This window comes from Salirhabdus sp. Marseille-P4669 (assembly GCF_900240405.1).
In the GTDB taxonomy this organism is placed as follows: Bacteria; Bacillota; Bacilli; order Bacillales; family Alkalibacillaceae; genus OEQK01.
Map to the genome: position 1 here is coordinate 525,752 of NZ_OEQK01000002.1, position 23,540 is coordinate 549,291.

At 36.5% G+C, this 23,540-nt stretch carries 24 protein-coding genes and 1 other RNA gene; 23 read left to right on the forward strand and 2 right to left on the reverse strand.

The features are described 5' to 3' along the window. Positions 1-3 precede the first annotated feature (3 nt). The 14 genes from bshA (at position 4) to nth (ending at position 14,000) form a co-directional block, all read left to right on the forward strand. Positions 4-1,125: an N-acetyl-alpha-D-glucosaminyl L-malate synthase BshA gene (bshA, locus tag C1A05_RS05720; protein ID WP_102027217.1), complete on the forward strand. Its 1,122-nt coding sequence runs from the start codon at positions 4-6 to the stop codon at positions 1,123-1,125. Between the two features lie 38 nt (positions 1,126-1,163). Beyond that, entirely contained in the window at positions 1,164-2,366 is a 1,203-nt protein-coding gene (locus C1A05_RS05725) for a CCA tRNA nucleotidyltransferase (RefSeq protein WP_159462005.1), read from the forward strand. After that, positions 2,333-3,373 (forward strand): biotin--[acetyl-CoA-carboxylase] ligase, encoded by a 1,041-nt coding sequence (locus C1A05_RS05730; protein WP_234998352.1) that lies wholly within the window; start codon positions 2,333-2,335, stop codon positions 3,371-3,373. The genes C1A05_RS05725 and C1A05_RS05730 overlap by 34 nt, the downstream gene beginning before the upstream one ends. After that, a complete protein-coding gene (panB, locus tag C1A05_RS05735) occupies positions 3,333-4,172 on the forward strand; it encodes a 3-methyl-2-oxobutanoate hydroxymethyltransferase (protein ID WP_102027219.1) in 840 nt (279 codons plus the stop codon). Before C1A05_RS05730 ends, panB begins: the two co-directional genes overlap by 41 nt. Beyond that, positions 4,169-5,038 carry a pantoate--beta-alanine ligase gene (gene panC / locus C1A05_RS05740; protein ID WP_102027220.1) on the forward strand — a complete coding sequence of 290 codons (870 nt, stop codon included), beginning with the start codon at positions 4,169-4,171 and terminating at the stop codon, positions 5,036-5,038. Before panB ends, panC begins: the two co-directional genes overlap by 4 nt. Positions 5,039-5,061: 23 nt before the next feature. Beyond that, on the forward strand, positions 5,062-5,445 hold the full coding sequence (gene panD, locus C1A05_RS05745; RefSeq protein ID WP_102027221.1) for an aspartate 1-decarboxylase: 384 nt from the start codon (positions 5,062-5,064) through the stop codon (positions 5,443-5,445). A gap of 79 nt (positions 5,446-5,524) precedes the next feature. Continuing rightward, complete coding sequence (gene dinG / locus C1A05_RS05750; protein ID WP_102027222.1) at positions 5,525-8,266, forward strand: ATP-dependent DNA helicase DinG; 2,742 nt, start codon at positions 5,525-5,527, stop codon at positions 8,264-8,266. Between the two features lie 21 nt (positions 8,267-8,287). Then, complete coding sequence (locus C1A05_RS05755) at positions 8,288-9,070, forward strand: ComEC/Rec2 family competence protein (protein WP_102027223.1); 783 nt, start codon at positions 8,288-8,290, stop codon at positions 9,068-9,070. Between the two features lie 249 nt (positions 9,071-9,319). Then, complete coding sequence (locus C1A05_RS05760) at positions 9,320-9,493, forward strand: YpmA family protein (protein WP_102027224.1); 174 nt, start codon at positions 9,320-9,322, stop codon at positions 9,491-9,493. Further along, positions 9,447-10,004, forward strand: coding sequence for a cell wall elongation regulator TseB-like domain-containing protein (locus C1A05_RS05765; protein ID WP_145997289.1), 558 nt, complete (start codon positions 9,447-9,449; stop codon positions 10,002-10,004). Before C1A05_RS05760 ends, C1A05_RS05765 begins: the two co-directional genes overlap by 47 nt. A 17-nt stretch (positions 10,005-10,021) precedes the next feature. Further along, a complete protein-coding gene (locus C1A05_RS05770; RefSeq protein ID WP_102027226.1) occupies positions 10,022-11,209 on the forward strand; it encodes a pyridoxal phosphate-dependent aminotransferase in 1,188 nt (395 codons plus the stop codon). A gap of 16 nt (positions 11,210-11,225) precedes the next feature. Next, positions 11,226-12,518 (forward strand): asparagine--tRNA ligase, encoded by a 1,293-nt coding sequence (asnS, locus tag C1A05_RS05775; RefSeq protein ID WP_102027227.1) that lies wholly within the window; start codon positions 11,226-11,228, stop codon positions 12,516-12,518. A 130-nt stretch (positions 12,519-12,648) separates the two neighbouring features. Further along, positions 12,649-13,332, forward strand: coding sequence for a DnaD domain-containing protein (locus tag C1A05_RS05780; protein ID WP_234998354.1), 684 nt, complete (start codon positions 12,649-12,651; stop codon positions 13,330-13,332). 11 nt (positions 13,333-13,343) lie between these two features. Beyond that, entirely contained in the window at positions 13,344-14,000 is a 657-nt protein-coding gene (nth, locus tag C1A05_RS05785) for an endonuclease III (protein WP_102027228.1), read from the forward strand. 449 nt (positions 14,001-14,449) lie between these two features. Here the strand turns inward: nth and C1A05_RS05790 are convergent, their stop codons facing one another. Continuing rightward, positions 14,450-17,056: a penicillin-binding protein 1A gene (locus C1A05_RS05790; RefSeq protein ID WP_102027229.1), complete on the reverse strand. Its 2,607-nt coding sequence runs from the start codon at positions 17,054-17,056 to the stop codon at positions 14,450-14,452. 16 nt (positions 17,057-17,072) lie between these two features. Further along, on the reverse strand, positions 17,073-17,663 hold the full coding sequence (gene recU, locus C1A05_RS05795; RefSeq protein ID WP_102027230.1) for a Holliday junction resolvase RecU: 591 nt from the start codon (positions 17,661-17,663) through the stop codon (positions 17,073-17,075). 97 nt (positions 17,664-17,760) lie between these two features. Here recU and C1A05_RS05800 point away from each other — a divergent pair, with 97 nt between their 5' ends. From C1A05_RS05800 to C1A05_RS05840, 9 genes are all read left to right on the forward strand, one after another. Next, positions 17,761-18,705, forward strand: coding sequence for a DUF2515 family protein (locus C1A05_RS05800; RefSeq protein WP_102027231.1), 945 nt, complete (start codon positions 17,761-17,763; stop codon positions 18,703-18,705). A 347-nt stretch (positions 18,706-19,052) separates the two neighbouring features. Continuing rightward, the gene (locus tag C1A05_RS05805; protein ID WP_102027232.1) at positions 19,053-19,265 is read left to right on the forward strand and encodes a hypothetical protein; all 213 of its coding nucleotides are present in this window, start codon (positions 19,053-19,055) and stop codon (positions 19,263-19,265) included. A gap of 86 nt (positions 19,266-19,351) precedes the next feature. Then, positions 19,352-19,714, forward strand: coding sequence for a DUF1798 family protein (locus C1A05_RS05810; protein ID WP_102027233.1), 363 nt, complete (start codon positions 19,352-19,354; stop codon positions 19,712-19,714). Between the two features lie 2 nt (positions 19,715-19,716). Next, positions 19,717-20,127 carry a cytidine deaminase gene (locus tag C1A05_RS05815; protein ID WP_102027234.1) on the forward strand — a complete coding sequence of 137 codons (411 nt, stop codon included), beginning with the start codon at positions 19,717-19,719 and terminating at the stop codon, positions 20,125-20,127. A 113-nt stretch (positions 20,128-20,240) separates the two neighbouring features. Next, the gene (locus C1A05_RS05820; RefSeq protein WP_102027235.1) at positions 20,241-20,564 is read left to right on the forward strand and encodes a CotD family spore coat protein; all 324 of its coding nucleotides are present in this window, start codon (positions 20,241-20,243) and stop codon (positions 20,562-20,564) included. Between the two features lie 117 nt (positions 20,565-20,681). Beyond that, positions 20,682-21,251, forward strand: coding sequence for an SLOG family protein (locus C1A05_RS05825; RefSeq protein WP_102027236.1), 570 nt, complete (start codon positions 20,682-20,684; stop codon positions 21,249-21,251). Between the two features lie 69 nt (positions 21,252-21,320). Beyond that, positions 21,321-21,647: a cell division regulator GpsB gene (gene gpsB, locus C1A05_RS05830; RefSeq protein WP_102027237.1), complete on the forward strand. Its 327-nt coding sequence runs from the start codon at positions 21,321-21,323 to the stop codon at positions 21,645-21,647. Between the two features lie 81 nt (positions 21,648-21,728). Beyond that, positions 21,729-22,117, forward strand: an RNA gene (gene rnpB / locus C1A05_RS05835) — RNase P RNA component class B. A 260-nt stretch (positions 22,118-22,377) separates the two neighbouring features. Further along, positions 22,378-23,514 carry a THUMP domain-containing class I SAM-dependent RNA methyltransferase gene (locus C1A05_RS05840; RefSeq protein WP_102027238.1) on the forward strand — a complete coding sequence of 379 codons (1,137 nt, stop codon included), beginning with the start codon at positions 22,378-22,380 and terminating at the stop codon, positions 23,512-23,514. The last annotated feature ends 26 nt before the right edge of the window (positions 23,515-23,540 follow it).

Consider the following 23,540-nt stretch of genomic DNA (forward strand, 5'->3'; position numbering starts at 1 on the left):
TGCATGTTGAAAATAGGCATCACGTGTTATCCCACAGTAGGTGGTTCAGGAGTAATTGCAACAGAATTAGGTAAATTATTAGCGGAAAAAGGGCATGAAATTCATTTTGTTACATCCAGTATGCCTTTCCGATTAAATCGATTGTATTCAAATATTTATTTTCATGAGGTTGAAGTGAATCATTATCCGCTATTTAAGTATCCACCTTATGATTTATCTCTTGCTAGTAAAATGGCTGAAGTAATTGAACGGGAGAAGCTTGATATTCTTCACGTTCATTACGCAATGCCTCATGCGATTTGTGCGATTCTAGCGAAACAAATGGTATCTCATGATGTTAAAATTGTCACAACACTGCATGGGACGGATATTACAGTGCTTGGATATGATGCAAGCTTAAAAAATATGATTCGTTTCGGTATTGAGCATTCGGATGCAGTTACTGCTGTTTCCCGCAGCTTGGCGAATCAAACAAAAGAAATGTTAGATGTATCGAAAGAGTTACATGTCGTCTACAATTTTGTAGATGAAAGTGAGTATCATGTGAAAGCTTTACCAGATTTAAAAGCCCAATTCGGAATTTCGGAAGAAGAAAAGGTAATCATTCATATTTCTAATTTTCGTAAAGTAAAAAGAGTAGATGACGTAGTGAAGGTATTTGAAGGAATCTATAAACACCTTCCTTCCAAGCTACTGCTAGTTGGAGATGGACCAGAGTATATAAGGGTTCGAAAACTAGTTCATGATCTACAACTAGAGAACCACGTTCTATTTTTAGGGAAACAAGAAAATGTATCCGAATTATTATCCATATCCGATTTGTTGTTACTTCTTTCGGAAAAGGAAAGCTTTGGTCTTGTTCTTCTAGAAGCAATGGCTTGCGGGGTTCCGTGTATCGGAACAAATGTTGGCGGTATACCTGAAGTAATTGTAGACAACGAAATAGGCTTCATTGAAGAATTGGGAGATATTTCAAAAATGATTGAGGATGCAGTTTCCTTGTTAGAAAATGAACAAAAGTGGAAGACATTTTCGAATAGATCCATCCAACATGTTCAAGAACATTTTCATTCCAGTAAAATTATCGAACAATACGAAGACTTATATCGAAAACTTCTTAATTAAAAATCATGAAATAATTATATAGAAGAAGGATGTTACATATGAATGTACGTTTCCAGAATGCTATTCCGATAATTGAAACTTTAGAACGGGCTGGATACGAAGCGGTTTTTGTTGGGGGAGCAGTTCGAGATCGTCTTTTAGCCAGAGATATAGGAGATATCGATATTGCCACAAATGCAAAACCAGATGTTGTACAACAGCTGTTTGCCAAAACGATTCCAATTGGTATTGAACATGGTACGGTGCTCGTCCTATACAACGACGAGGCTTTTGAAGTAACGACATATCGCATTGATGGAGAATACGATGATTTCCGTCACCCGAATCAAGTGGTTTTTGTTTCGGATTTAGAAAAAGATTTAGCGAGAAGAGATTTTACGATTAATGCAATTGCCATGACAAAAACAGGGGATATAATCGATCCTTTCCATGGTCAAGAAGATTTACATCGAAAGGTCATTAAAACAGTACATAATCCTTCTGATCGTTTTCAAGAAGATCCACTTAGAATGATGCGCGCACTTCGCTTTTTAAGTCAGCTTGGTTTCGAGCTTGATTCCAATACAGAGCAAGCAATTATTCGTAATGGTTCGTTATTGACCGAAATTGCGGTGGAACGTATTGCAGTGGAATTAGAGAAACTCGTTTTAGGTAAATTTGTTACCAAAGCATTTGAGACAATCACGATTTCAAAAATATATAAGTATTTGCCTATCTTTCAAGAACACGAAAAGCTTGTTCGGGAAGCGAAAACCTATATGAAGAGCCCGTTTTTATCGATGGCAGAATGGATTACTTTATTACATCAATTGGATTCCTCGATAACGATTGAGCATTGGTGTAAAAGCTGGAAATTGTCAAATGTGCTTCGAAATAAAAGTAAATTGCTTGATTCTGTTTACAAATGTTATAAACTAAATGGTTTGCGTAAAGGATGTTTATACTTACTTAAAGAGGCGTATATTAGTGAATTCGTCCATTTGGTAAATACAATGGAACAAAAGAAGACCTTATATGACAACGAGGTCTTTCATGCATATCAATCTTTACCGATAACAAACCGAAGTGAATTACAACTAAATGGTAACGACCTATTGGAAATGGTGCCAAATTTACAGGAGGGCCCATGGATTGCACAACTTCTTAAGGCGGTTGAGGAAGAGGTTGTGAATGGAACGTTAGCAAATAAAAAAGAGGATATAAAGGAATGGGTGTGGGAATGGATACGAGAAAACAATTGATCACCCTTTTAGCCAGTAATAAAAATACATATGTCTCTGGGCAAAAGCTTTCGGATGAGTTAAACATTTCTAGGGCTGCTATTTGGAAGCATATGAAAGCACTCGAGGAAGATGGTTATAAAATAGAGGCGGTCACGAGAAAAGGATACCGCATCGTACAAGCTCCGGACGAAATGAGTGAAAACACCATTCAATGGGGGCTTGAAACAACATGGTTAGGCCAGCATCTTATTTTTGAAAAAACGTTGGACTCTACGCAAATAACGGCTCAAAAATTAGCGTTAGATGGAGCTGTAAATGGTACAGTAGTTGTGGCAGATGAACAAGTAAAGGGTAGGGGACGCCTACAAAGAGAATGGCATTCGAAGCAAAATGTAGGCATATGGATGAGCATGATTTTAAGACCAAAGATTGAACCGTATCGTGCACCACAGTTAACTCTATTAACAGCGGTTGCCATTACCCGTATGCTTAAAAACATATGTAATCTAGATGCAAAAATCAAGTGGCCCAATGATATTTATATACAGGATAAAAAGCTAGCTGGTGTTTTAACAGAAATGCAAGCTGAACAAGATCAAATTTCCTTTGTAATCATCGGAATTGGTATAAATGTAAACCATGATTCTAAAGACTTGCCATCTGAATTACAGTCAAAAGCTACATCTTTAAAGTTAGTGACCAATCAGTCTTGGCAAAGAGAGACATTAATCCAAGAATTATGGAAGCAGATTGAAATCGTTTATGAAATATTTAGGAATGAAGGATTTTCTCCAATTAAAAAAGAGTGGGAACAATCTGCGTATAAGCTGGGTGAGGCGATTCATGTGACAACTGGAAAAACACAATGGAAAGCGGAATTACTCGGTATTCACGATGATGGTGCCTTACTGGTTAAAGATGAAAAAGGAGAAACGAAAAGATTATATTCAGCTGAAATTGATTGGAAAAGGACGGTGCAAAAAAATGCTAACACGTACGAAACTGCAGAAAATGAAACAAAATAATGAAAAAATATCAATGATAACAGCATATGATTATCCATCTGCAAAATTAGCTGAACAGGCAGGCATTGACACGATTTTAGTTGGGGATTCGGTTGCAAATGTAGTCCTTGGTTATGATTCTACAATTCCTGTAACAGTTGATGATATGATTCATCACGGAAAAGCAGTAACGCGAGGGGCAAAAGATACATTTGTAGTCGTAGATATGCCATTTATGTCTTACCATATATCAATTGAGGACACATTAAAGAACGCAAAACGTATTTTTCAGGAAACGAATGCTCAGGCTTTAAAATTAGAAGGTGCCGGGGATGTTTTGGAAAAAATACGTTTGCTGACAGCAGCAGGTATTCCAGTTGTGGGACACCTTGGACTAACACCACAATCTGTAAATGTTTTAGGTGGATATCGAATTCAAGGTAAAACCCATGAAGATGCCCAAAGGCTTATAGAAGATGCTAAGGAAGTTGAACGCTCTGGGGCAATAGCTCTTGTGTTAGAATGTGTACCAAAACCATTAGCAAAACTAATTACAGAAACGATTTCAATACCAACGATAGGTATTGGAGCAGGCTCATATTGTGATGGACAAGTATTGGTTTATCATGATCTATTACAGTACGGAGTAGACCGTTTAGCTAAATTTGTCAAGCCTTATGGCAATGTTAACGAAATGATGTTAAAGTCGCTAAAGGATTATAATAAAGAGGTAAAGGAAGTAGCATTTCCAGACGATGAACATTCCTATATGATGGATGAAGCGGAATTAGATGCACTTTATGGAGGCAAGAAGCAGTGAAAATAATTACAACAATAGAAGAAATGCAACAAATTGCTTTACAGCTTAAAAGGGATGAAAGAAGCATTGGCTATGTTCCAACAATGGGCTATTTACATGAAGGTCATCAGAAATTAATGAAAGAGGCTCGGGCAAACAATGATGTTGTCATTGTGAGTATTTTTGTAAATCCATTACAATTTGGTCCGAATGAAGATTTAGACCGCTATCCACGAGATGAGGAGCATGATAGAGCCGTTACACAACAGGAAAAGGTAGATTATGTCTTTTTTCCATCTGTTGAAGAGATGTATCCTGAGTCGCATGCCATTCAACTGCGTGTCGTAGAGCGTAGTAATGTGCTATGTGGAAAATCGAGAGAAGGTCATTTCGATGGAGTTGTAACTGTACTCACAAAGCTGTTTCACATTACAATGCCAGACCGTGTTTATTTCGGTTTAAAGGATGCCCAACAAGTTGCTGTGGTGGACGCCTTGGTGAAAAACTATAATTTTCCACTCGAAATCATTCCAATTCCTACTGTACGTGAGGAAGATGGTCTTGCGAAAAGTAGTAGAAATGTTTACCTTAGTGTGGAAGAAAGAAACGAGGCAAAATACATCTATCAAGCTTTAGAAGAGGGTAGACAATTAGTAGTAAACGGTGAAACATCCAAAGATAAAATTGTCGAAAAAGTAATACAGTTTATTAATGAAAAGACTCGTGGTAAAATTGACTATGTCGAGTTATTGACTTATCCAAATTTAAAACCAATTGATCAAGTCTCAGAGAGAGTAATACTTGCAACTGCTGTATACTTTGAAAAGGCAAGATTAATTGATAACTTAATTTTTGACGAAAATGGTGAATTGACGTTTCATCATTAATGTATAATAGGGGGAGAAGGACAATGTTTCGCACCATGATGAATGCGAAGATCCATCGTGCACGTGTTACAGAAGCAAATTTAAATTATGTAGGCAGTATTACAATTGATGAACATATTTTAGAGCAAGTAGGTATTTTACCGAATGAAAAGGTACAAATCGTCAACAACAATAACGGAGCTAGAATTGAAACGTATGTAATACCAGGAGAACGACATAGTGGTGTTATTTGTTTAAATGGTGCAGCAGCCCGTCTTTTCCAAGTTGGAGATACGGTTATCATTATTTCCTATGCTATTTTATCAAATGAAGAATTAAACACTCATAAGCCTACTGTTGCAATTATGAATGAACAAAATGAAATTGTCGAAATGATTGGTAATGAACCACCTCTAACGGTTAAATAGCTCCCATTTTGCGGGAGCTATTTTTTATAAGAAAGTATATACTTCATTGAGTTGTGCTGCAATGAAAGAAGGTGAACACATGACAAGATATGCTGTTGTCGATTTAGAAACAACTGGACATACCCCAAAAAGTGGGGATCAAATCATAGAGGTTGGCATCGTCATTATTGAAGACGGGGCCATAATTGAGGAATTTTCTTCTTATGTGAATCCTGGTAAGGAGATCCCGTTATTTATCTCAAACTTAACTGGTATTACCGACCGTGCTGTGGAAAATGCTCCTTCCTTCAAAACGGTAGCAAAAAAAATACAAGCTTTATGCAAAGGGGCTTACTTTGTTGCCCATCATGTGCAATTTGATTTAGTATTCCTAAATGATGCCTTAATGCAAGAGGGATTAGAACCAGTTAACGAAAAGGTAATTGACACAGTGGAATTGGCTAGAATATTTACGCCTCGTGCTTCTGGATTTAAATTATCACAGTTGGCGGAATATTATAATATAAATCATATGCATCCCCATCGTGCCTTATCTGATGCATATGTAACGGCACAATTACTATTAAAATTATTACAAAAAGCAAAAAGTTTGCCGGCTAAAACCCTTGAGCAAATTTTATACCTAGAACCAAAGCTCCAAAGTGACTTACATGACATCTTAGCAGAACTTATACATAGCAAAAGGTATTCCATGGACCAAGATCAAACATATGAAACCTTTCAAGGCATTGTTTTAAAAAAAGCCCGAGAAGAAAAAAATATAGCTTCTTCCCTATCTCTTTCTTTTGAGGATTTTTTACACGGCATTTTAGGGAAGAAAGGAACGTTAAGTGAACTATATGAGAACTATGAGGTCCGTGACTCTCAAGGCGAGATGGCTGAGCTAATTTATCGTGCTTTTCAGGAAAACAAGCATGCATTAATTGAAGCAGAGACAGGAACTGGGAAGACATTAGCTTATTTAATTCCTAGTATTTATCACGCCTTACAGACAGGAAATCGAGTACTAATCAGCACCTATACGACTCAATTACAATCTCAGGCTCTTCATAAAGAAATTCCTTTATTGAAAAATGCGATAAATGCTCCCTTTCAATCTGTAGTGATGAAAGGAAAAAGGCATTATTTAAGCTTAAAGCGATTTAGTGAGGAGCTTCAAAAGTCACCGGAACAGGATAATTATGACGTAATTTTGACGAAGGCGCTGCTCCTTGTATGGATTACGGAGACAGATACTGGTGATATGGATGAATTACAATTACCATCAAGTGGGTATATTTTTTGGCGTAAAATTAATGCCGAAGCAGAAGGATTAATGGATCCAAAGTCTTCTTGGTTTCATCATAATTATTATACTAAAGTCCGTAAACAAGCGCAGAAGGCACAATTAGTTATTACAAATCATTCGTTATTAAGTACCGAAATCGCGAATAATTATAACCTACTTCCATCGTTTGATTATTGTGTAATAGATGAGGCGCACCATTTTGAAAAAGCAGCCTCTTCTCATTTCGGAGCAAAGCTTTCCTATGTATCGATTCAGTATCTGTTGAATGAAATGAAAGAGGAAATACAAGAAGCGAAATTTGAGGAACTCTTAACGGAGACAAAGGAACGAGCTGATGAATTATTTCGTTACTTATTTTCAATCGTTAAACAAAAACAAGATGCGACATATAATGATGTGGGACGAATCCAGTCTTTATTTGAGCTTAAAAACATTACAGAACCAATACGTACACAACTGGTTGATTTAACCCAAAGGTTACAATTTTCGCTTTTGGATATAATGGAATATCTAGAGGAACGTATGAAGAAAAAGGAATCAGCAGATGCTAAAAATTATGTGGATAAATGGAAATATCATCTAGAATCCATTCATGAACTTAAACAAAAACTTCATTTGTTTTTAAGAGATGAAGAAAGTGCGTTCGTTAAGTGGATAGAAATCGAGGCGCAGGGAGCGAAAAATGCAGTATACCTATACTGCGAGCCGTATGAAATAGGCTCGGCTCTTGCGGAAAAATTTTATCATATAAAGAAAAGTATTATTTTAACAAGTGCAACATTAACAATGAAAAACTCTTTTCGATATATGCTGCAAAAGAATGGACTTGAAGATGGGAATGTATGGACAAAACAAATCGCATCACCGTTTTCAATTAAAGACCAAGTGAAGCTTTTTGTTCCAAATGATCTTCCACATATTAAGTATGATCGGGAAGAGGATTATGTAACGGCAATTAGTTATGCGATTTACGAGCTAGCCCAAATTACAAAAGGTAGAATGCTTGTATTGTTTACATCCTATCAAATGCTTAAAAACACACATGAAATGCTCGTGCAATTTGCTGATCAAGATGATTTAGTAATTATCGCTCAAGGAATTTCTAGTGGTAGTAGGGAGAGGTTGAAAAAGAATTTTCAAACGTTTGACCGGGCGATCCTATTAGGGACGAGTTCATTTTGGGAAGGAATCGATATACCTGGTGAGGATTTATCTGCAGTTGTAATAGTTAGATTACCATTTGAACCACCAAACCACCCCGTATATAGTGCTAAGGCAAAGATGCTAAAAGAACAGAACAAAAATCCATTTATGGAGCTTGCTTTACCGAACGCGGTAATTCGATTTAAGCAAGGGTTTGGTAGATTGATTCGTTCCAAACAAGATTCTGGTATTGTATTTGTTTGTGATGCCCGACTAATACAATCAAAATATGGACAGTATTTTTTAGAATCGATACCGGATGTTCCTGTTATTTACGATGATACGAATCATTTATTCGATTTAGCTAGAGAATGGTACGAAAACAGATAATCTTAGGAGATGTGACGTTACATGAAGCGATTGCTCTCGATTGTTATACTTTTTGTATGTTTTACAGCTACATCTACGAACATTCATGCTGACATTTTTGATTTAGAAGAAAACGAAGTAATGTATACATTTTTTTCCTTGCCAGACGGAGAGGCATTATTAATTACATCAGGTCAAGGGAAACATTTTTTAATAAATACTGGATCGAAAAAAAGTGAAAATGATTTATTTAGTCAATTAGAGCAATTGGATATTACAAAGCTAGATGGATTAATTATTACAAAAAATAGTGATGATACATGTGGAAATGCAGAGGCTTTGATTAAAGAATTCGATATTAAAAAAGTTATTTCTCATACAGAAGAAACCTGCTTTGAAACGAAGGACAATGTTAAATTAGAGGTTTGGAAGTCTGGAAAAGTATATGAGCCAAGTCCCGGATTAATGTTTCGTGTCGTAAAGGTTGAAAAATCCGAATCCATGTCTCTTTTTATATTATTCGGGAACAACTCTTTACTCTTTATGTCGGAAGCAAGTGAAAAAATGGAGGAATTAATTGAATCATTTCCATCAAGAGTTGAAATGCTGAAAATACCAGAATACGCTTTGAAAAATTATCCGAGTATTGATTTGTTAAAACATTTAGACCCTCATTTAGCGATTATTTATAACATTCAAGAAGAACGATTACATGAAGGATTATTAGAGCGTCTAAATGAATCATGGATTGATATATACCATTTGAGAACGCTAGGTACGATCCACATACTCTGTAATCCAGGTGATTATGAAGTAAAAAAATAAGTGCTCAACGTTCTGAGCACTCTTAAACATTTTGGTATGGGTTAGATTGTTTTTGGTTTATACGGCATTTCGGATCGACTTAAAAAACGCTATTTTTCCAAAAAATATACTTTATTGTTCTGTACGACTGAAATTTATTGTTATAATATATAACGAATGTTGTTTCAGACATTATTAGTTTACGGAAACAACATTTTAGATATACCGTGTAAATTTTTCAAGGCCTGTGAATTTCATTTGGAGGTATATATGGAAGATAAAAAAGTGGAAACATTATCTACAGTTCGAATTAGCCATAGCGATGATTTATATAAAGTAGTGGATTGCTTAAACAGAACGTTGAAAGAACAAAATCTTATGTTTGGATTGTCTTTAGATGAAAACGATGCGACGACAGCAGTCTTCACGATCTACAAGACGTAGAATCCTCATCTGGTCCTTGACTGGGATTGGTTTGTTCATCTTAAGTTTAGGACTGTATTATCTAGTTATTTTTAATCAGGCAATGGAAGTAAAAGAGGCCACTTTTGCTTCATCCAAACAAAAAGCAATCCAAAATAGTCCATTAGTTGAAGTCTCAGAAGTAACCAGGTTTAATGGTGAACATGCATATGATGTAGTGTATGGTAAGACAGAGGAGAATCAACCAGGTTATGCTTTTGTTCCAATTGTGAATGAAAAGGATGATGAGGTTGATCAAGAGGAAGAACAGCAATTAGAGACTCTTTTTGTTTTAGAAGAAGAGGGAATACGTGAGCAAGAAATGCTTGCGAAATGGAAAGAAAACTGCAGGAACTGTACTTTAGAAAAAATGACACCAGGTATTGCAAATGATAATTTCGTATGGGAAATTATTTATAAAAATGAACAGGATAAGTTTGTTTTTTCCTATTATTTATTTTCTACAGGTAGCTTACTGGAACAATTGAAATAATGGAAAGGAGCGATAACATGAATTTAGCAGATCGTGTAAAAACGTTAACCCCATCTAGTACGTTAGCAATTACCGCAAAAGCAAAGGAACTAAAGCAAGCAGGATTTGATGTAATTGGTTTAGGAGCAGGGGAACCCGATTTCAACACACCGGAATATATTTTAAATGCAGCAAAGCAAGCGATGGATGAAGGCAAAACAAAATATACCCCTGCTGGAGGTCTTCCAGAATTAAAGGCTGCGATTATTGAAAAGTTTAAGAGAGATCAACAAATAACATATACGCCTTCAGAAATTATTGTTACAATTGGGGCGAAGCATGCCCTTTATACACTGTTTCAAGTATTATTAAATCCAGGTGATGAGGTTATTGTACCTGCACCGTATTGGGTAAGCTATCCAGAGCAAATTAAGCTCGCTCAAGGGGAACCAGTTGTTGTAACAGCTTCAGAAGAAAATGCGTTTAAACTAACACCTGAACAAATTGAAAGTGCCATTACACAACGGACAAAGGCTATTATTATTAATTCCCCAAGTAATCCAACGGGAAGCATTTATAGTGAAGACGAATTAAAAGCGATTGGTGAGGTTTGCTTAAAACATAATATCCTAATCGTGTCAGATGAGATTTATGAAAAACTTATCTATGGCTCTACGAAGCATACATCAGTTGCTCAAATCTCAGACCAATTGAAAGAGCAAACGATCATCATTAATGGTGTATCAAAATCCCATTCCATGACCGGCTGGCGAATTGGATATGCTGCAGGAAACGAAACGGTTATTAAAGCAATGACAAATTTAGCCTCACATTCCACTTCTAATCCTACCTCTATTGCTCAATATGCGGCAATAGCAGCATATACTGAATCCGAAGTAGAAGTGGAGAAAATGAAAAAGGCTTTTGAGGAACGACTTTCTAAGCTATATAATTGGTTAATCGAAATCCCAGGAGTTACTTGTGTAAAACCTAATGGTGCCTTTTATTTGTTTCCAAATGTGAAGCAAGCTGTACTTGCATGTGGGTATAGCACTGTTGATGATTTTGTAGCAGCAATATTAGAAGAAGAAAAAGTCGCGCTTGTACCTGGATCTGGCTTTGGTGCTGAAGATAACGTACGTCTATCTTACGCAACATCATTAGATCTATTGGAAGAAGCGGCAAAACGTATCAAAAAATTCGTTGTAAATCATGCAACAAAGTAAGTGGAGGAAATGAAATATGAAAACAACAATCAATCAAGTACATAAATATGTCAACCAAGAAGTAACCATTGGTGCTTGGTTAGCAAATAAAAGATCAAGTGGAAAAATTGCGTTTCTACAACTTCGTGATGGTACAGGCTATATGCAAGGAGTTGTTGTAAAAGCAGAGGTAGAGGAAGAAATTTTTAATTTAGCTAAAAAGCTAACACAAGAATCATCCCTATATGTTACAGGAAAAATTGTAGAGGATACTCGCTCTCCATTAGGATTTGAAATGCAAGTTAATCACCTTGAATTAATTCATGAAGCTGTTGATTATCCCATTACTCCTAAAGAACACGGCACTGAATTTTTAATGGATCATCGCCATCTTTGGTTACGTTCAAAGAGACAACATGCGATTATGAAAATTCGAAATGAAGTTATTCGTGCAACTTATGAATTTTATAACAAAGAAAACTTCGTTAAAATCGATCCTCCAATTTTAACAGGAACATCTGCAGAGGGTACAACGGAGCTATTCCATACGAAATACTTTGATGAGGATGCATACCTTTCTCAAAGTGGACAACTATATATGGAAGCTGCTGCGATGGCATTAGGGAAAGTATTTTCATTTGGACCAACATTCCGTGCTGAGAAATCCAAAACGCGTCGTCATTTAATTGAATTTTGGATGATTGAACCGGAGATGGCATTTGTTGAGCATGAAGAAAGCCTACAATTACAAGAACAATATGTTGAATATATTGTGCAAGCTGTGTTGAAAAACTGTCAAATAGAATTAGATACTTTAGGAAGAGACAAATCAAAGTTAGAACAAATTAAAGCACCATTCCCAAGAATCACGTATGATGAAGCAGTTGCCTTCCTAAAAGATAAAGGATTTGATGATATTGAGTGGGGCGATGACTTTGGGGCTCCACATGAAACAGCTATTGCAGAAAGCTACGATAAGCCAGTATTTATTACACATTATCCAACATCTTTAAAGGCTTTCTACATGAAGCCAGATCCAAATCGTCCTGAAGTGGTATTATGTGCCGATTTAATTGCACCAGAGGGTTATGGAGAGATTATTGGTGGTTCTGAGCGGATTGACGATTTAGAGCTTATGGAACAGCGTTATGAAGAACATGACTTAACAGGTGATGCTTACAAATGGTATTTGGAACTTCGTAAATATGGAAGTGTTCCACATTCAGGCTTTGGTTTAGGTTTGGAAAGAACCATTGCTTGGATTTCTGGTACAGAGCATGTACGTGAGACGATACCATTCCCTCGTTTATTGAACCGTCTATATCCATAATAATCAACATCAAAAGCTCCCTAAATGGGAGCTTTTTAAACGAATGTAGCAGGTCGAAAATAGATTGGAAACATACGAATATCTTTTTCGTATTTTTTGATGCTATAATACCCATAAGGTGGGATACACATTGCAAAATCATTATCATCAAATGTTATTAGATCAAATGACTTTTCCGAAACAATTGTTAATGGAATATAAGAGCTTAGGGATGAGAGAGATAGAGCTAGTGCTATTAATGCATATTTACCGCCTTCAATTGGAAGGAGACCGTCTACCGTCCATACAATTGTTAAGTCAATATATGACTTCAAAAGAGCATGAGGTAGCACAATCGTTACGATATTTAATGCAAAAAGGATTACTCATCATTGAACAGCATAAAGAGGATAATGTCATACATGAAGCTTATTCGCTAGAGCCATTAATAAAAAAACTATATAATGTTCAAACAGAGGAGAAAAAAGCAGAGCAGCAGGACGATAAAAACCTGTTTCTCCTTTTTGAACAAGAATTTGGACGAGCACTATCACCAATTGAAATTGAGATGATCAACCAATGGCTAGATGATGACAAGCTTGCTCCTGCATTAATAAAAGCAGCTTTACGAGAAGCGGTTTTAATGGCAAAGTTAAACTTTCGATATATTGATCGCATTTTAAATGAATGGTCCAAAAAAGGTGTTAAAACAGTTGAGGATGCTAGAAAGATTAGCAACTCGTTTCGAAAGCAGTCGAATCAAAATGTGTCGACTACTCCAAAGAAAAAAAGAGATACTTCCGTTTATTATAATTGGCTTGATGATGAGGAATAGGGGGAGAGAAGGTGTTAAACAAACAGCAAATTCGATTCTGCTTAGATACGATGGGGGAGATGTTCCCCGATGCGGAATGTGAGTTAGTACATGAAAATCCTTTTGAACTTGTAATCGCTGTGCTATTGTCGGCACAGTGTACGGATAATTTAGTAAATAAGGTTACGAAAGACTTATTTAAAAAATATAAAACACCAGAAGATTATCTAGGGGTAACGTTAGAGGAACTTCAAAATGATATTCGTTCCATCGGTCTATTTCGAAATAAAGCAAAAAACATTCGCAAATTGTGCCAAATCCTAATCGATCAGTATGATGGGGAAGTCCCAAGAGAACATGAACAATTAGTAGAGCTACCAGGAGTAGGTAGAAAAACGGCCAATGTTGTAGTATCAGTTGCCTTTGGCACACCTGCTATAGCTGTTGATACCCACGTAGAGAGAGTCTCGAAACGCCTTGGGTTTTGTCGATGGAAGGATTCGGTTTTAGAAGTAGAAAAGACACTTATGCGTAAAGTTCCAAAAGAGGAATGGAGCAGAACGCACCATCGGATGATTTTCTTTGGTCGCTATCACTGTAAAGCTCAAAATCCTCAATGTGACATTTGTCCTTTATTAGAGGTTTGTAGAGAAGGCCAAAAGAGAATGAGGAAAAGGGAGAAAGCATAATAAATTATGATGATACAAACAAGGTTATTCTATTCGAATAACCTTGTTTTTTTACATGAATTTAGGTTTATTCAATTAGATGTAATGTTAATTCATTAATATACGTTGATTTTTCTACAAAAGGAGAGGGGAAATCGGTCTTAACAGGGATAATTCATATGTGTAAATCGTTAATTACTCAATGTGATGGAGTAATTCTGTAAAATAAAGTGATAATCCGTGAAAAACGCGGGATAATTCGACGAAATAAAAGAGTAATCCTCAATAAAGTGGGATAATTCGACAAGATAGAAAGGTAATCCTCAAGAACGTGTGATAATTCGACAAGATAGAGAGGTAATCCTCCAAGAACGTGTGATAATGTAACAAAATAAAGCGGTAATTATCCAATAACATGAGATAATTCCATAAAAAAGAAGCAGATCTGAATCGATCTGCTTCTGTGCCTTTTAAGCGGCACCTTCTTCTGGATTTTCAGGATTATCGCCATCTACAGGAGCTTCACCTTCTCCATCACCTGGTTCATCCGGCTCACCTTCTTCTTCGCCATCGGTTCCACCATCATCTGGTCTACCTTCTTCTCCACCGCCATCATCATCGTTATTCCCATTGCCATTGCCATTGTTCCCGTTGCCATTGCCATTGTTTCCATTACCGTTGCCATTCCCATTCCCATTCTCATTTCCTTCACCTTGATCACCATCTAAGAGATCATCCAGTAAATCTTCCTCTTTTTCAGGTATTTCAAGTGTTACGGAAACAGCTTCGCTTCGATTTGCACTATCTTGCTCACTCACAGCGATAACCTCAAATAGGTAAGTTTGACCTGGCTGAATATGGGTAATAATCACCTCTTTGTCTTTAATATCGGATACAGTGGACATATCAGAATTTTGCACTCCTGCCCGAACATCAAATACAACTTTCTCTTTGTTATCATATTTCCATTTCAGTTTGACGGTATTATCTTTCTCATTATATTCGGCTTTTAAGTCTTTAACCGGATCGATTTTATCGTATTTCTCCGAGGTTTCTTTCGGTTCTGTTCCCTTTACAAACCACTCATAGACGATTTCATCTTCTGGAGTGAATTCACTTGGTAATTTAGCTGGGTTAGAACCTTTTTCAATAGCTACTTGAACGACCGAATTTGGTTGTTCAAAATCGGCTGTATCAACGCCACTAGATAATTGCGTCATAACATCTTTAAACATAAGCTGCGGAATAATTTTTGCATCAAATGGTAACGTATCACTTGTTTTCGGATATCCAGTCCAAACTGCAATTGTGTAATTGGTTGTATATCCAGCAAACCATGAATCCATATCGTCGTTTGTCGTACCGGTTTTACCAGCTACAGGAATTCCAGGTACATTTGCTCTTGTACCAGTTCCATTTGTTAAAACATCCTTCAACATGTCTGATATCATAAATGCAGTGTAATCAGACATAGCGATTTCTGGTTCTTGTTTGAAATCAATCGTTTGGTTACCTATTACTACTTTACGTACAGTGTGTGGCTCATTATAGATACCTTTATTACCAAATGCGGCGTATGCTCCAGCCATTTGAACGGTTGTTGGTTCGATATGACCACCAATTGCATCCGTCTCGGTTACACCATCTTCAGGAATAGGGATTCCTAAGCCACTTACAAATTGCTCAGCACGTTCTGAACCGACTTCTTGGAAGATTTTAAGTGCTGGAATGTTGCGTGATTCCTTTAAATGATAACGCATCGTTTGCTGACCTGTATAGTTCGTATCCCAGTTGTTAATTTCTTTTCCCCATGAATAGGAATACTTTTCATCCACAATTTGCGTATAAGTGGATGCTTTTTCGTATTCGATATACGGGCCATAGTCTACGATTGGTTTCATCGTAGAACCAGGTTGGAAACCATCTTGAAAGGCATAGTTAAAATCGGCTCCTATACCTTGTTTTCCGTCTCGTCCGCCACCAATTGCTAGGATTTCTCCAGTTTTTGTATCCATTACAGTTATTGCTGCTTGGACGTTCTCATCAACATAATTAGCTTTTAGCGGATTTTCATCTGAGCTACTTAATAGAAGCTCGACACGTTCTTGTGCATTTACATCAAGCGTTGTATATATTTCTAATCCATCCTGATATATATCAACTTCATCGCCTAACTTAGCTTGAACTTCCTGTACTACTTTTTCAAGAAAATCGGAGTATTCCATGCTATTCTCATAACCGTCGACAACCATTTCCTCGATCGTTACTTTCTTAGCTTCAGCTGCTTCTTCTTCCGTAATTTTATTGTGCTGGACCATTAAATCCAATACAAGATTTCGTCTTTCTTCAGCCAAATCCGGATTTTTAAATGGATTGTATGCATTTGGTCGTTGTGGTATACCTGCTAATAATGCTGCTTCCGGTAATGTTAAATCATGCAAGTCCTTTTTACCAAAGTATACTTCGGCTGCTTTTGCGACACCATAAGTAGAGTCTCCGTAATGAATTTTATTTAAATACATCGTAAGAATTTCCTGCTTGGAATATTCACGTTCTAGCTTAATTGCTAGCCACTGTTCTTGAATTTTTCTTTTCATCGTTTTGTCTGTAGATAAAAAGGCATTTTTTACAACCTGTTGTGTAATGGTACTTGCACCCTGGGAACCAAACCCATCTGTAACGTTTGCCCAAACTGCAGATGCCATACGGAAAACATCGACACCAAAGTGGTCATAGAACCGGGAATCTTCTGTAGCGATTACGGCGTCTTCTAAAATACTAGGGATATCGTCATAGGATATTTTCGTTCTCTTTTGTGCGCCTAATTCTACGATCAAGTCACCATTACGATCATATATTTTTGAAGATAAAGGATCGGATAATTCCTCTGGATTTAGGTCAGGTGCTCCGGAGACATAATAGGCAAATGTCCCAACAATTCCAATTATAAATACTGCCATTACAATTCCAAATATAAGTAAAACTTTTTTCCAGTTTAACTTTTTGTTTTTCCCTTTTGATTTCTTTTCTTTTTTAGCATTTCTTCTTTGCATACGAGATTGGCTATTTTCTGCCATGTTCATTCTCCTCCCGTTAAAAATAAAACTGATCTATAATTGCTAAGTAATCTACTCTTGCTTGTAATGTAAATGGAATAAGGTAGCCGTGCTCTTTAATTTTTGTAGTGGGTATTGATTTTCTCCCACCTTGGAATTGTAAATCCCAAAACTCAATAAATGGCTCGGCAGGTAAAAAATAGGTTTCTCCTTCTGTAGCAAGTCGAATTATTAAGAAACAAATACCACCATGTTCAAGAACATGTCTCATATGTTCCACTTGATGCTCATGGATATTAGCGAAAGGTAGGGCATTTGAGTTCTTTGTTTCTTTTGCTTCAAAATCAATATACTTCCCTTTATAGACACCATTATAGTCTGTAGTGGAAGCTTGTTTAAAATAAGCCTCGCGAATCACCGCTGCACTTCTTTGTGGGTAATCAACCTTTACAATTTGTACAGGCGTTGGCTTTTTATGGACCACAGCACGATTCGTTTCTAGATAAAAACTATTCGTTTCATTTATATCATTTTCGAGGGTCATTCCTCGATTGCCAAATAGTGTATTGTTTCGTTTTGGCTTATTACTCTCGTTTCTTGCTTTTTTTCTTCCGTTTGGATAATTCATTATTCCTCACCCTTCTGCAGTATCATACCAAATAATCCCGATAAAAGGGAAACAAAATGTAAAAATAGGCAAATGTTGCTAAGTCGGAGGAATAAATATGTTTTCAGAAACCGATTTAATCCAAGAAATAAAAAAGAAAACACAGCATTATAATAAAGACAATGTTACAAGAACAAAAGCCTATTTAAAGTATTATTTCAAGCATCCAGAAATAAAATGGGCTTTGTTAGCTAGTATGGTGTCAAGAAATGCAGGCTGGAATATGACCGATTTGTTAACTTTTACATACAACCAATTATTATCCAAAAACATGCGAATGCTTTTATTTAAGACATATGAGCGTGCAAACTGGTTTATTTTTTCCGATGCATTTCCCCAACTTTTACTGTACAGCTATTCTGTAAAGTGTAATAAGCCTTTATTCTATCTTTTTAAATACTTTACTATATCTACGTTTATGGAAGAGGAATGGTTGCACTTTTGGACGAAAAGAAAGGAGAACAGGCTACTAACAGCTCAAATCATTAATGAACAAAATATTATTCAAATACCGGTTATAAAAGAACCTTTTTTTCGAGAAAACGTTTTTCATACCTTTCCTTACCTGTTGCAAGAACTCTTTCATTTAAATTCCGTTGTCTTTCCTACGAAACAAGGGGATTTATATGGAATTTATATTAAGAGGTTTACAGATACTTCTTCTCGAATTGAAACTGGCAAAAAGTTAGCTAGTATTCTTTTTCATCGAGACTACTATCCTAAGTTTTTAACGTTTGCTAATGATGTCACCCCTACAGGAAATCGAAATGAATATGAGCAATTTTTAAATAGAAAACGAATTGATAGTGACAATTTACAGGAAGCCTATCCAACCATTTCACATGAAAATAAATATAAAGAGGATTGGTATCCGAAAAGTCCAATACGTGATACGTGGTGGGAATCTGTACAAATACAGCCTAAGAAAATTGGGTCATCGTTTTACCGAAAGCGAGGTCTGATTCGTCATTTTGCAAAGGTCGTCCATGCGATAAAAAAGTGAAACACCCATAGTGTATGTAGGGTGTTTCACTTGCAAAATGGAAGGGATATGATGCAGCTTTAAGTAGATGGGCGATTAGGACCGTCTAATTTCGGGTTACCGTCCCCTTTCCATCCTCTTCTGGTTGGTTCTTCTTCAACTGGTTTACGATTTTTTTGTTGATCTTTTTTGGCCATCATAACAACCTCCTTCCTTATTATCATGAAGCATGTCGAAAAATCTATTCTTTTTTTGAAAAGAATCGAAAGCATGTAATATTTCTTCTTTGTTTGTCGCTTGAGGAGGAGATGCTAAGGAAAAAGAGAATAGATGCAATAAAGAAAACGGCCAGAGGAGGATGACGTTTTATGGCATTCGCAATGAGAGTGGCACAGGAAGAGGTAAAAATATCAAGGTTTGATGCGTTAAAAGCAATATATGATTTAGAAAAGGATCTTTTAGAGTTGGAAAGAAATTTTACAGATACGATTAAGCAAGAAATGAACAAACAATTATATAAAAGACATAAAGAGATTCAACAACTTCGGAAGCAGTTGTTATCCATTGAGGATAGAATGTAATCCTAATCATAAAAAAAGTACTGGAAATTAATGCAATTATTCGAATATAATGTTAAAGTTAATTTAAAAAGGGTGTAAAAACTTCCATGAATGCACATTTATTGCAAATTATTGAGCAACTATACAACGAAATATTAAATCCTGGTATGCAGCGATATGAAAACGGAGAACGGGAAGCAAAGCGAAATCGGGAGTTATTTGAAGTTGTAAAAGAGGAAACAAAACCGTTATTCAAGTGGATAGATGATTGGGAAAGGGAAACATTAGCAACGATTCACAACTTACCAATCATGCCAAATCAAGTAAAAAATACAAAAGAAAACTTAGAATTATTTGTTTTTCATAGTTATTATCGGGATGTCCGAAGAAAACGCTTTATGGAAATTTATCACTCGATAGATTATGTTTTAACTCAAATGAAACAAGATCACCATAGAGAGGAAGAGTAGAAATGGGACAAAATAACTTATTAGAACATGCAAAGGAAATCTGGCACAAGGCGTATGTTCCGTATTCAAAGTTTCGTGTAGGTGCAGCAATCCGTACGAAATCAGGAAAGATTTATCAAGGCTGTAATATAGAGAATGCCGCATACCCTGTTACATGTTGTGCAGAGCGTGTCGCAATTTTTAAAGCTATATCAGAAGGGGAATTAGAGTTTGATCGCTTAGCTGTTGTTGCGGACACAGATCGACCGGTCCCACCATGTGGCTCTTGTCGCCAAGTTTTAAGTGAATTTTGTGAACCACATATGGAAGTTGAAATCGCAAATTTAAAAGGTGACGTAAAAGTAATGACAATGGAACAATTATTACCATTTTCATTTACACCAAAAGATTTAGAGGCGGGTCAAGAAGGATAAGCGTTCCGGAATGTATCAAAGCACTTTATTGGCCAAAATAGGTTGATGACTTAGTACATGTCTCTCTCTTTCTTAATATAGTAATAGTGAACAAGGAGAAAGGAGAGGGTAAAATGCGTCATCATAAATGCTGTAGACCAAGACCGACTGCTTTAAGTCCAGCAGAAACGGTGGTTCACCCAACAAAGCATTGTGTAAAAAATAATTTTATACCGCATGAGGTGAATCATATTCATCCAACGCACACAACAATTCAAAATCATCATGTAGTGAAAAATAATCACTTTTATCCACACACACAATCTGTTGTGAATTCGGTGAATACACAGCATGTGAATATGGGGCCTGGAAGACCACAAATGGTGTCCCCTGCAAACATGGGCCCGAATGCTGTATCACCTGCAGGGATGAATCCAAATCCTAATAATTGGTGTTAAGTTAAGATAGAAGAGCTGGTACCTTCAGCTCTTCTTATTTCGTTTTTCTTATTTGTAGTTTCTTATACTAGAAACGGAACGTATAGGTTAAGTTAACAGTAAGGGTGAAACAGAATTATGAAAAATTTATATGTAACAGGTTATAAACCTCATGAATTAAACATATTTAATAGCAATGACAAACGAATTCTTTTTATCAAGGAAAGCATAAAAAGACGAATCACCCAACTAGTTGAGGAATATGATGTGATGTGGGTCATTATTTCCGGACAAGCAGGGGTAGAATTGTGGGCAGCAGAAGTTGTCTTGTCCTTAAAAGCGGAATACGGCTTGAAATTAGCGGTTGTGCCACCTTTTCAAAATCAAGAGGTTCGGTGGAAGGAAGAACAACAATCTCTATATCATTCGATTATAGAGCAAGCAGATTTTTTTCAGCCATTAATGAACAAAGCGTACGAGGGTCCCATGCAGTTTAAGCGTAAGGACCAATGGGTGATTGATAAGACGGATGGGTGTTTGGTTGTTTTTGATGAAGAAAATGGCGGTTCGCCGACATTTTTTCTGCGGGAGGTGGAAAAGAAAAACAAAAAAGATTATCAAGTTTTTTATATAACAGCATTTGATTTAGAGGATACAGTGCGGGAAATGGAAATGAATGAAATGGATGTTCATAATGGATATTTGTAAAAGTAAATTGACTTTTCTTCATTTATTTGAAAAAATATGATATAAGCTGTATGAGTTGGGGTGAAGGAAATGTACGAACAAGTACAAGTTCAATTAACAAGTAAAGAAATATTAGAAAAGGATTTTAAAACTGGAATTCGTGGTTATAATCAGGAAGAAGTAGATCAATTCTTAGATGTTATTATTCAAGATTATGAAGCAATGCAAAAAGAAATCGATCGCCTTAAGCTTGAAAACGAACGTTTAAAGAAACAAGGTGGAACTACTGGACAACCAGTACAAGCAAGAATGCGCCAAACACAAGCTGCAGCTACTGCTGGTAATGTTAACTATGATATTCTTAAACGTTTATCGAATTTAGAAAAAGCGGTGTTTGGTAAAAAGTACGCCGACTGAAATAGGTAAATTTTACATTTGTTTTTTCTTGGATTCATGATATAATTTATAATCCAGTGAACAAAACAAGTGGAATATTGAATGCTCGGGTAATCGCTGTATAACTAGATTATACAGAGGAAAGTCCATGCTCGCACAAACTGAGATGTTTGTAGTGTTCGTGCCTGACGAATTCATAAGTCAGGGTAGCTATAGACTATAGCTAACGGCAGGGAAAATGCCTAAGTCCATATGGATATGGTATGACTACCTTGAAAGTGCCACAGTGACGGAGTTCAACTAGAAATAGTTGAAGTGGAACGAGGTAAACCCCACGAGCGAGCAACCCAAATAATGGTAGGGGCACTCTCCTGAGGGAAATGAACCAATACGGAGGGACAAGCGATTATGCTTGTAGATAGATGATTGCCACCTGAGTACGAGGTTAACCACCGTTCGTAGTACGATGGTACAAAACATGGCTTACAGAGTGTTCATGCGGTTATGATCCACTTTTAAAAATGATTATCCAATAGAAAAGCCTTTTCCAATGTAGTATTGGAAAAGGCTTTTTTGCGTATGGGAATGATTTTGTGTGGAATAGTATTTATTTTGAAAAGGGTATGTCCATAACAAAGTTAGGCAACACTTCAACATTATACCAATTTATATTGTTAGATTTGGCATTCGTTACGAGGTATGGAATAATGTGAAGGGGAAGATATAGTTAAAAAATGGAGGATTAAAATAAATGGAAAAAGAATTTACATTAATCGCAACAGCCGCTCAAGGACTTGAATCGATTGTAGCTGATGAAGTGCGTAAATTAGGATATGAAACGACTAGTGTAGAAAATGGAAAGATAATATATAAAGCTGATGCTCAAGGAATAGCGAGAAGTAATCTTTGGTTACGTACTGCAGATCGAGTGAAATTATTAGTAGGGGAGTTTCAAGCAACTACCTTCGATGAACTATTTGAACAAACGAAAGCTTTACCATGGGAAGAATACATAGAAGAAGAAGGAAATATTCCAGTTATCGGAAAATCGGTTAAATCTACGTTATACTCTGTTCCTGATTGTCAAGCAATCGTTAAGAAGGCTATTGTAGAACGGATGCGTAAAAAGTATGGCTTGGCAGGCCGCTTAGAGGAAAAGGGCGCATTATATCGAGTTGAGATTGCTCTTTTAAAAGATAAAGCAACACTAACGATAGATACATCTGGTTCTGGATTACATAAACGAGGGTATCGAGTGAAACAAAACGAAGCACCTCTTAAGGAAACACTAGCAGCAGCATTAATCCAATTAACCAATTGGAGACCAAATGATCCTTTTGTCGATCCATTTACAGGGTCAGGTACGATTCCTATTGAAGCTGCACTGATTGGACAAAACATTGCCCCTGGTTTTAATCGTGCATTCGCAGCAGAGGAGTGGGGGATTGTTCCAAGTAAAGTATGGGATCAGGCCTTAACAGAAGCAGAGGATTTAGCCAACTATGATCAGCCCATAGACATTACTGGATCTGATATAGACCATCGAATGATCGAAATTGCACAAGGGAACGCACAAGAAGCAGGACTAGCCGATATTATTCAGTGGAAACAGATGCAAGTTCGAGATTTTAACCCGAAAGTGAAAAATGGTTACTTAATTGGCAATCCGCCATATGGAGAACGGCTAGGTGAGAAAAAAGAAGTAGAAGAAATGTATCGTGATTTAGGAAATATAATGACGAACAATCCGGATTGGAGCGTTTATATTTTAACCTCTTATCAAGATTTCGAAAAAGTTTATGGAAGAAAAGCTACAAAAAAACGGAAGTTGTACAATGGATTTATTCGAACAGATTATTATCAATATTTTGGCAAAAGAGAGAAGTAATGGATTCTTTTTATGTATAATAGGGA

Bases quoted from the DNA above. Each gene is read 5' to 3' on its own strand.
- panB (WP_102027219.1), top strand. From the start codon at position 3,333: ATGCTAACACGTACGAAACTGCAGAAAATGAAACAAAATAATGAAAAA.
- C1A05_RS05840 (WP_102027238.1), top strand. From the start codon at position 22,378: ATGGAAAAAGAATTTACATTAATCGCAACAGCCGCTCAAGGACTTGAA.
- C1A05_RS05800 (WP_102027231.1), top strand. From the start codon at position 17,761: ATGTTTTCAGAAACCGATTTAATCCAAGAAATAAAAAAGAAAACACAG.
- recU (WP_102027230.1), bottom strand. From the start codon at position 17,663: ATGAATTATCCAAACGGAAGAAAAAAAGCAAGAAACGAGAGTAATAAG.
- C1A05_RS05770 (WP_102027226.1), top strand. From the start codon at position 10,022: ATGAATTTAGCAGATCGTGTAAAAACGTTAACCCCATCTAGTACGTTA.
- asnS (WP_102027227.1), top strand. From the start codon at position 11,226: ATGAAAACAACAATCAATCAAGTACATAAATATGTCAACCAAGAAGTA.
- C1A05_RS05825 (WP_102027236.1), top strand. From the start codon at position 20,682: ATGAAAAATTTATATGTAACAGGTTATAAACCTCATGAATTAAACATA.
- C1A05_RS05815 (WP_102027234.1), top strand. From the start codon at position 19,717: ATGGGACAAAATAACTTATTAGAACATGCAAAGGAAATCTGGCACAAG.
- C1A05_RS05790 (WP_102027229.1), bottom strand. From the start codon at position 17,056: ATGGCAGAAAATAGCCAATCTCGTATGCAAAGAAGAAATGCTAAAAAA.
- C1A05_RS05765 (WP_145997289.1), top strand. From the start codon at position 9,447: ATGAAAACGATGCGACGACAGCAGTCTTCACGATCTACAAGACGTAGA.
- C1A05_RS05725 (WP_159462005.1), top strand. From the start codon at position 1,164: ATGAATGTACGTTTCCAGAATGCTATTCCGATAATTGAAACTTTAGAA.
- C1A05_RS05760 (WP_102027224.1), top strand. From the start codon at position 9,320: ATGGAAGATAAAAAAGTGGAAACATTATCTACAGTTCGAATTAGCCAT.
- bshA (WP_102027217.1), top strand. From the start codon at position 4: ATGTTGAAAATAGGCATCACGTGTTATCCCACAGTAGGTGGTTCAGGA.
- dinG (WP_102027222.1), top strand. From the start codon at position 5,525: ATGACAAGATATGCTGTTGTCGATTTAGAAACAACTGGACATACCCCA.
- panD (WP_102027221.1), top strand. From the start codon at position 5,062: ATGTTTCGCACCATGATGAATGCGAAGATCCATCGTGCACGTGTTACA.
- C1A05_RS05730 (WP_234998352.1), top strand. From the start codon at position 2,333: ATGGGTGTGGGAATGGATACGAGAAAACAATTGATCACCCTTTTAGCC.
- C1A05_RS05755 (WP_102027223.1), top strand. From the start codon at position 8,288: ATGAAGCGATTGCTCTCGATTGTTATACTTTTTGTATGTTTTACAGCT.
- C1A05_RS05805 (WP_102027232.1), top strand. From the start codon at position 19,053: ATGGCATTCGCAATGAGAGTGGCACAGGAAGAGGTAAAAATATCAAGG.
- C1A05_RS05820 (WP_102027235.1), top strand. From the start codon at position 20,241: ATGCGTCATCATAAATGCTGTAGACCAAGACCGACTGCTTTAAGTCCA.
- C1A05_RS05810 (WP_102027233.1), top strand. From the start codon at position 19,352: ATGAATGCACATTTATTGCAAATTATTGAGCAACTATACAACGAAATA.
- gpsB (WP_102027237.1), top strand. From the start codon at position 21,321: ATGTACGAACAAGTACAAGTTCAATTAACAAGTAAAGAAATATTAGAA.